The sequence below is a fragment of the Candidatus Zixiibacteriota bacterium genome, from assembly GCA_034439475.1.
Taxonomy (GTDB): Bacteria; Zixibacteria; MSB-5A5; order GN15; family FEB-12; genus JAWXAN01.
The window spans coordinates 1-7,083 of the sequence record JAWXAN010000043.1; the positions used below are offsets into that span (position 1 = coordinate 1).

Genomic DNA, 7,083 nt, shown 5'->3' on the forward strand with positions numbered 1-7,083 from the left:
CCAGAGTGCTGGGACTTGCGGAAAACCGCCGATTAAGTACATTGCGGTGATGAAAAATAGCAAACGCCAGAGTGCTGGGACTTGCGGAAAACCGCCGATGACCAAAGGGCGACCGAAGGAAGGGGTGGAACCATTAAGTACATTGACGCAAAGTGTTGGGAGACTTGTTACACATATGGATGAGCGGCGCGAACATCTCATCAAGTTCTATTCGCTACTCGGCAGGCTCGAAAAGAGCATCGGCACGCGAACGCTTGCGAGTTGCTCAGGACGAATGGACTGGCCAAAGCGAGGCGTCTATTTCTTTCGTGAACTGGGAGAACTCCGTTCCGACACCGGCGATGGCCTGCGAATCGTTCGTGTCGGCACTCATGCCCTGAAAACTGATTCCAGGACGAAACTCTGGACGCGCCTCTCCCAGCACAAGGGCCAGCCGAGCACTGGCGGCGGCAATCACAGAGGTTCGATCTTCAGGCTCATTGTCGGTGCGGCGCTGATCAGCCGCGACATGGGCGAGTTTCCGACCTGGGGCGATGGAAACACCGCTAAGGGTGATGTGCGAATCGGCGAATTTCCTTTGGAGTGCGAGGTCAGCCTTGTTATCGGGAAAATGCCATTCCTCTGGCTCTCGCTGGAAGACGATGCGGGGCCGGGAAGTCGCCGAGGCTACGTGGAGCGTAACGCGATTGCACTGCTGAGCAACTACCACAGACACCCGCTCGATCAGCCCTCCCCCCACTGGCTCGGACGTCACTGCGACCGAGAGAAAGTCAGGACTTCCGGGCTCTGGAATTCAAATCACGTCGATGAAAGCTATGACCCGCGGTTTCTGGACGAACTCGAACGGCACGTATCGGCAGTAGGCGGCGCATCATGATCGCCGTCATTCAATGCGCGGCGAGCAAGCGAACTCATGCCGGACATCTGTTCTCAGCCGGAGGCAAGCCCGTTGTCTTTGTGGCCGATCCGGAAGCGGCCCCCGACGACCCAGCCCACGAATACGCACGGCCCGATGACCTTGCCAGCAACGAACTGTCATGGCGGCAGGAGTTGTTGAAGTACAACGAGGAGGTAGCCAAGGGCAACCCGCTCGGTCTCCTGCCCGCCTATCAGCTCTACCGAAGAGAAATTTACACACAGCTGGTGAATCGCTTCGGCTGCCAAAGTGTCTACATCCTTTCTGCAGGCTGGGGCCTGATCCGGGCCGATTTCCTGACGCCGTATTACGACATCACCTTCAGCCAAAGCGCGGAAAGGTATAAGCAGCGCAGGAAAGAGGACTGTTACGACGATTTCGAGATGCTACCGGACGCGACACAAGAGGACATCGTGTTCTTTGGGGGCAAGGACTATCTTCTACTCTTCTGCACGCTGACAGATCGGATCAGTAGCAGAAAGACTGTGTTCTACAATTGCAAGCAGGTTCCCGAAGCGACAGGCTTCGTGTTCAAACGCTTCGAAACGACCACACGCACGAATTGGCACTACGAGTGCGCGAAAGCGTACCTTGACGGAAGGCTCGGCACCCTCTAGCAGCTGGGACTTGCGGAAAACCGTCGATTAAGTACATTTTAACTCCAGAGAAATATGAGGCTAAATTGGAAGCCGTCCGTAAGGATGCCTATGAAAAAGGATATAATTTTGGGTACAATGAGGGTATGAGATATGGTAGACTAAAGGGTATGATGGACTGATCAAAAGGGATTTATAATATGAAAATTAAATTTTACGATATATTACGTATCTTGCCATTTACCATTATTTCATTGACGCAATAAGCCTGATTGATGCACATCCAGTCAAGCTCTAAGTTTCGCCGTCGAATAGCAGAAATATGAACAAGCGAGAAGTGCCGAGTTAACGCGCAATAAATGAGAAAAATAGCTGAAGCCCTTATTGAACTAATCATAAACGGGCATTGCGCTTTCTTTTTCTTTTAGAACGGGTTGGCGTATACTATAATTAATACGTATGCGATTTATCTGTTCATATAAGAAGGCATAAGAGATGTTTGAACAAGTCTATCTTGAGAATGCAATAAGCGAATTTCGGAATCTAAAAGTCCTCGCCGAGAAAGCTGTCGCCCAGTCCGATGCAGTAAGCGGAGACTTGTTTTTTCATTGTCTCGACGACGAATCAAATAGCATCGCGCTTATCTACAAGCATATGGCGGGGAATATGATTTCTCGCTGGACAGATTTCCTGACAACCGATGGAGAAAAACCACTGAGAAATCGCGACGGCGAGTTTGTCGTTGACTCTGCGGAAAACAGAACCTCGATCGATACACGCTGGGAGGAAGGCTGGGGTGTGCTTTTTGCTACACTCATGTCTCTCAACGCCGAGGACCTTGGCAAGGAGGTCACCATTCGCGGTTCATCAATCTCGGTTGTTGCCGCTATAAATCGTCAATTGACCCATTACGGCCAGCATGTCGGCCAGATAGTGCTTCTGTCAAAACATTTCGCTGGTTCAAAATGGCAGTCTTTGTCAATTCCGAGGAAACTTTAAACTTTTCGACTCTATTTTGCGTTAAATAGCAGACATGATCAAACGAACCGCCAGTCTTATCTTCGGGCTTGTTGTAGCCCTTTTTGTTCCCAACTCATCGTTTGGCTGAGCGCTTTGAGCTTCGCGTGATTCGCCGGTCGGCGGAAGTCAGAATACATCTTCATCTGCGGGTTATTTGAGACTTGGCTTTGATTTTACACGCGCGGATAAGAATCAACTACGGACTGGCCGGAATAGCATAACCGACACTCAAGCTCCAAGCTACGTTCATACCTTCGGGAAGAGGCTCGAGACTGTAACCCCCTCCGTCGATTATTCCCTGACGAGTCGTTTTGGTATCATGGCCGCTCTGCCGATTATTCGGCACACGAGCGATCACCGGGGAAGCAATCAGCGTGGCGCGAGCGGAATCGAGCGGAGCACAAAACTTGGGGATATGTCTCTTTCGACTCGAGGAAACTGGTCCAGGATGTCCGGCGCAAAGCTGTTGTTGCTCTCAGTTTCTGTGGGAGTAACTGTGCCCGTAAGCGGCGATATGGTCGATATTTTCTTCGATGAAATAGACATTACAAGCGGGACGGTTGATCCGATCCTCTCCACCCGAGTTGGTGTCATGTTCACAGAACAGTTCAGCATGGGATTTCGAGGATTCACGCGTCAGATTGTTTCGGATAACGACGGACAGCAACTTGGCGACTACTACGCTTATACGCTCGATGCAGACTATGTGACCTGCTGGGAACGGCTGAGGACATCGGCGAAAATACTTCTTATCGTGCGAAGTCAGGATAAGGTAAACGGCGCGGCCTATCTCAGCAGCGGCGGAGAATGGCTCTATGTTGTCCCCGGAGCCACTCTCCGGCTTTTCGACCTGTTTTCATCCCCCCTTTTTTTACGAACAGAAATTGAGCTGCCGCTGTATCGAAATGTCAATGGCACCCAAGTCGTTTCAGGATATAATCTCCGCGCAGGTCTCAGCTACAGTTTCAGCCTCTTCTCATCCGAATAACCATTTTGTTCGATTGCATTGAATAGAAAATCGGCATAACTTTCCTCACGAAAGAAGTTATTTGACCGAGGAGAGATTATCACAACGCAATTGACTTTTGAAGAACGTGTGGCAAAATCCAGAACCCATGTCGTAAAATTAATTTTGCCCTATACTACAAACCATATCGGGACACTTTTTGGCGGCACGGCCCTGCAGTGGATGGACGAAGTGGCATCCATAACGGCCAACCGCTACAGCCGTCAGGAATTTGTGACCGTGTCGCTTGATAAAATAGATTTTACCAAACCGATCCCCGCCGGTACGATTGTCGAACTCATCGGCTCGGTGTCGAGAGTCGGTCGAACCAGCATTCAGGTCAAGGTTGAGATTTTTCTGGAGAAGATGTTCGAAGACGGACGGGAGAGCGCAGTGAACGGTATCTTTACAATGGTCGCAGTTGGAGCAGACCGACGACCCGTAAAAGTCATCTGAACAATTTTTATGTTCTGTTACGCTTAATTATCTTAGAGCGGAGTTGCATTAGAACTGGTAGCCAGCGCTGACACGGAAGGTCTCATCGAGGTCGTCATGGTGCAGATAGGCGAAATCTACCGTTATCTTGCGTATGTCTATTCCGCCCCCTGCGGTAAACTTGCCGACATCGAATCCGGCCCGTCCAAAGAGAATATCCTTGAACCCGAGTTCAAAGCCCCAGTGCGTATCAAGCGAGAATTCGCCGCTCCAAAACTGCGCGGTCTGTTTTAGCCCTTCGAATTTCACATCGCCGCTTCCGGCAAAACGACCGGTAAAATCATTGTATGAGTATTCAATCAAGAACGCCGGTTTGACCGTCGGATAGATCGTCTCGGCATTACTTTTGGTCTCAACTATCATGCTGTCTCGATTTTCAAAACTCGTTCCGCCTGAATAGCGGATAAATCCTGTTGTGACATCTGTGACCATAAGTCCCAGTGTGGAATATTTATTCACTTTGTACAGACCACCAGCGTCGACCGTAAGCCCGATTCCGGATTCAGTGCCAATATCGCGATAGATTGTTTTGGCCGTCAGGCCGAAGTCTATCGACGGACTGATTTTGCCTGAAAGAGAAGCCGAAAAGAGATAGTCTCCATGAGATTCCTCACGCACAACTTCTGGCCGGTCAAATTGGTTTAGCTGGGTAATCTTGATTCCGCCCCCGCCGAGGTAATAGACATAGAACCCGAAGGCCTTGATCGTTGAATTCTCCTTGCCGCGTGAATTGACGTAGCCGATAAAATCATGATTGAGAAGCGACCCAAAGGTCTCGGCATGCATGGCGGTCAGAAAACGACCGTCGAGGCTGTTCATCCCGGCCGGGTTCCAGTAGGCGGCTGTGCCGTCAAAGGGCCCGGCGATAACCGCTCCGCCCATTGCAAGTCCGCGTCCTCCAACACCAAGGGAAAAGGCATCTCCGGCGTATTTAGCGGCGTAAGCTGATGGGCTAAAAACAACTAATGCCAGAAACATGAGTATTATGGCTGTCGGGCGGCGTGGTGTATCAAATGGATTAAATCGGAAAGTCATTGTTCTAATAACGGCTAATTGAGGTCATGCGTTCACTGCTTTGATCAAGTATTTTCAGAGGCATCGTGGCTCACAATACTCCCAACAGCCTCTCTCATCAAGTTTATATCATGGCTTGGAAGTAAATAAAAAAGGCGGGGATAAAAGATCCCCACCTTTGAATCTATGCAGAAAGAGATTACTGAGGAGACTTGGCTGAGGCTTCAGTAGCTTCGACTTTGGCAGCTTCCTTGGCGGCGCAGGCGGCTTTGTCAGTAGCTGAGCAGCAGGCAGCGCCAGTCTTGGCGGCGCCAGTAGTTGTGGTTGAGGTCGCAACCGCCGTGATAAATTCGGCCTTGTAGCCTTTGCTTGTTACCGTAGTGGCAAGCATTTCATTTTTGACCTTGGCTGGGTCGACAACAACTTTGGCAAAGCCGCTCTTGTAGTCGATAGCGGCAACTTTAACAACACCCGGGAGCTTCATCAGCTCGGCTGAAACGGCGCCTGAACAACCGTTGCAGGTCATACCGGAGATGTTCATATTGACGACGGCAAGTTTGCCTTCAAAGTTGACTTCTTTGGCTGTCGCGGTGGCAAGTTTGGAATCGCATTCTGTCATCGAGCAACCAGCGGCGGCACAGGCGGCCATCTGTTCGGCAGTACAAACAGCAGTTTTGGCAGAGGCCGAGGTGGCGTTAGCTTCTTTGGCCATACCAGTGCATCCAGCTTTTTCAGAAGCCAGTTTGGCTTCGGTCTTGGAGGCGCATGTGGCGGAGGCCGAGGTCTTGTCAGCCGATGTCTTTTCGGCATCGTAGGCAGAGATCGGATTGGCGCAGAACGCCAAAAGAGCCAGTGCGGCCATCGAGGTCATGATACTTTTCTTCACAGGAGTGCTCCTTCAGTAGGTAACGGTTTGAGTTTAATTAGTTTAATATATTTTGTTGTCGGAGTAAGTCAATACTAATGTTGTCGGTCCTTGGTTGCTTCTATCCTTTTTGGATAATCTTCGTTTACCTTTAAACAGCTTCTGCCCTACTGAGTTCCAAAAGAATGGCATAAAATACTTCTTTTGTGTTAGTTCTCAAATAGCTCTAAAGATCAGTGTGGGGCAAGGGGTTATGACTCATTGGCCCGATCTTTGGGATCTGTCTCCTTTTTAATGTCTGACTGCTTTTTATGGTCGCTATATTGGCGTAGGATCAGAAACAATATGAAACAAGAGAGCAAAATGCGGATATTAGTCCTCTGCACAGGTAACTCCTGCCGGTCACAAATGGCTGAAGGCTTTTTGAGTCAGTATGGCGGACAGGGAATTGAAGTCTTTTCTGCGGGACTCAAACCAAAAGGGGTCAATCCCCTCGCTATCACTGCCATGGATGAAATCGGGATTGATATTTCTAAACACACATCGGACCATTTGAGCAAATATAATGGCCAGAAATTTGACTACCTGATTACTGTCTGCGACAATGCCGCTGAAAATTGCCCTGTTTTTGCGGGCGAAGGCACATGTATGCACTGGCCCTTTGATGATCCCGCAAATGAAGCAGGGAGCGAGGCGGAGATTATGGGTGTGTTTCGGCGGGTGAGAGATGAGATAGGGGAGCGTGTGAAGAAGTGGGTTGTGGAGAGTTCAGTTTGACAAGGTCTCGTGCGAACATGATTTGACTCTGCCAAATGTGTCATTGAGCGTGTGATGAACCGCCGCACTAATTATCCCCGGAAAGTGCTTGACAACCCGTGCGTAATTGACTTGGTTTTACTACATCTCCAGAGGATTGCGGCTGAAGGCATCTAAGACCGAAGGAAGCAATGACCGTAGGGAATGCTGAAAACTCGTCTCGGAGAGGTGCGACCAAAGGGAATGGTGTAACCGTAACCATCTCATGCCTGCCCGCCGAAGGAGGGTTCATCCCCTCTTTGTCGTTTTTGACTTACATCCCGTCCTAACAATAATCTGCCTTGACTTATCCCTGAAAACCGCTATTCTATCTAAGTGTAGAAGTACACTTGTTCTCTTAAATCTTTAGGACTGG

8 protein-coding genes are annotated in these 7,083 nt (G+C 49.8%); 6 read left to right on the forward strand and 2 right to left on the reverse strand.

Annotated features, from left to right (window positions below; genetic code table 11):
• Positions 1 to 175 precede the first annotated feature (175 nt).
• The 5 genes from SGI97_06475 to SGI97_06495 all read left to right on the forward strand — a co-directional run bounded on the left by SGI97_06475 (position 176) and on the right by SGI97_06495 (position 3,994).
• Positions 176 to 877 carry a hypothetical protein gene (locus SGI97_06475; protein ID MDZ4723531.1) on the forward strand — a complete coding sequence of 234 codons (702 nt, stop codon included), beginning with the start codon at positions 176 to 178 and terminating at the stop codon, positions 875 to 877.
• Positions 874 to 1,533 (forward strand): hypothetical protein, encoded by a 660-nt coding sequence (locus tag SGI97_06480; GenBank protein ID MDZ4723532.1) that lies wholly within the window; start codon positions 874 to 876, stop codon positions 1,531 to 1,533. The genes SGI97_06475 and SGI97_06480 overlap by 4 nt, the downstream gene beginning before the upstream one ends.
• Before the next feature lie 474 nt (positions 1,534 to 2,007).
• Positions 2,008 to 2,511: a DUF1572 family protein gene (locus tag SGI97_06485; protein MDZ4723533.1), complete on the forward strand. Its 504-nt coding sequence runs from the start codon at positions 2,008 to 2,010 to the stop codon at positions 2,509 to 2,511.
• Positions 2,512 to 2,686: 175 nt separating this feature from the next.
• Positions 2,687 to 3,520, forward strand: a complete 834-nt coding sequence (locus tag SGI97_06490) for a hypothetical protein (GenBank protein ID MDZ4723534.1) — start codon at positions 2,687 to 2,689, stop codon at positions 3,518 to 3,520.
• A gap of 108 nt (positions 3,521 to 3,628) precedes the next feature.
• Positions 3,629 to 3,994, forward strand: a complete 366-nt coding sequence (locus tag SGI97_06495; GenBank protein MDZ4723535.1) for an acyl-CoA thioesterase — start codon at positions 3,629 to 3,631, stop codon at positions 3,992 to 3,994.
• Between the two features lie 48 nt (positions 3,995 to 4,042).
• On the opposite strand, the gene SGI97_06500 is transcribed toward SGI97_06495, so the two are convergent.
• Positions 4,043 to 5,068, reverse strand: a complete 1,026-nt coding sequence (locus SGI97_06500; protein ID MDZ4723536.1) for a hypothetical protein — start codon at positions 5,066 to 5,068, stop codon at positions 4,043 to 4,045.
• Positions 5,069 to 5,246: 178 nt separating this feature from the next.
• Entirely contained in the window at positions 5,247 to 5,933 is a 687-nt protein-coding gene (locus tag SGI97_06505) for a heavy-metal-associated domain-containing protein (protein MDZ4723537.1), read from the reverse strand.
• A 324-nt stretch (positions 5,934 to 6,257) separates the two neighbouring features.
• Here SGI97_06505 and SGI97_06510 point away from each other — a divergent pair, with 324 nt between their 5' ends.
• A complete protein-coding gene (locus SGI97_06510) occupies positions 6,258 to 6,689 on the forward strand; it encodes an arsenate reductase ArsC (GenBank protein MDZ4723538.1) in 432 nt (143 codons plus the stop codon).
• Positions 6,690 to 7,083: the final 394 nt, after the last annotated feature.

Excerpts from the sequence above, each read along its gene's own strand:
- SGI97_06500 (MDZ4723536.1), bottom strand. The coding sequence starts at position 5,068 with ATGACTTTCCGATTTAATCCATTTGATACACCACGCCGCCCGACAGCC.
- SGI97_06480 (MDZ4723532.1), top strand. The coding sequence starts at position 874 with ATGATCGCCGTCATTCAATGCGCGGCGAGCAAGCGAACTCATGCCGGA.
- SGI97_06485 (MDZ4723533.1), top strand. The coding sequence starts at position 2,008 with ATGTTTGAACAAGTCTATCTTGAGAATGCAATAAGCGAATTTCGGAAT.
- SGI97_06475 (MDZ4723531.1), top strand. The coding sequence starts at position 176 with ATGGATGAGCGGCGCGAACATCTCATCAAGTTCTATTCGCTACTCGGC.
- SGI97_06510 (MDZ4723538.1), top strand. The coding sequence starts at position 6,258 with ATGAAACAAGAGAGCAAAATGCGGATATTAGTCCTCTGCACAGGTAAC.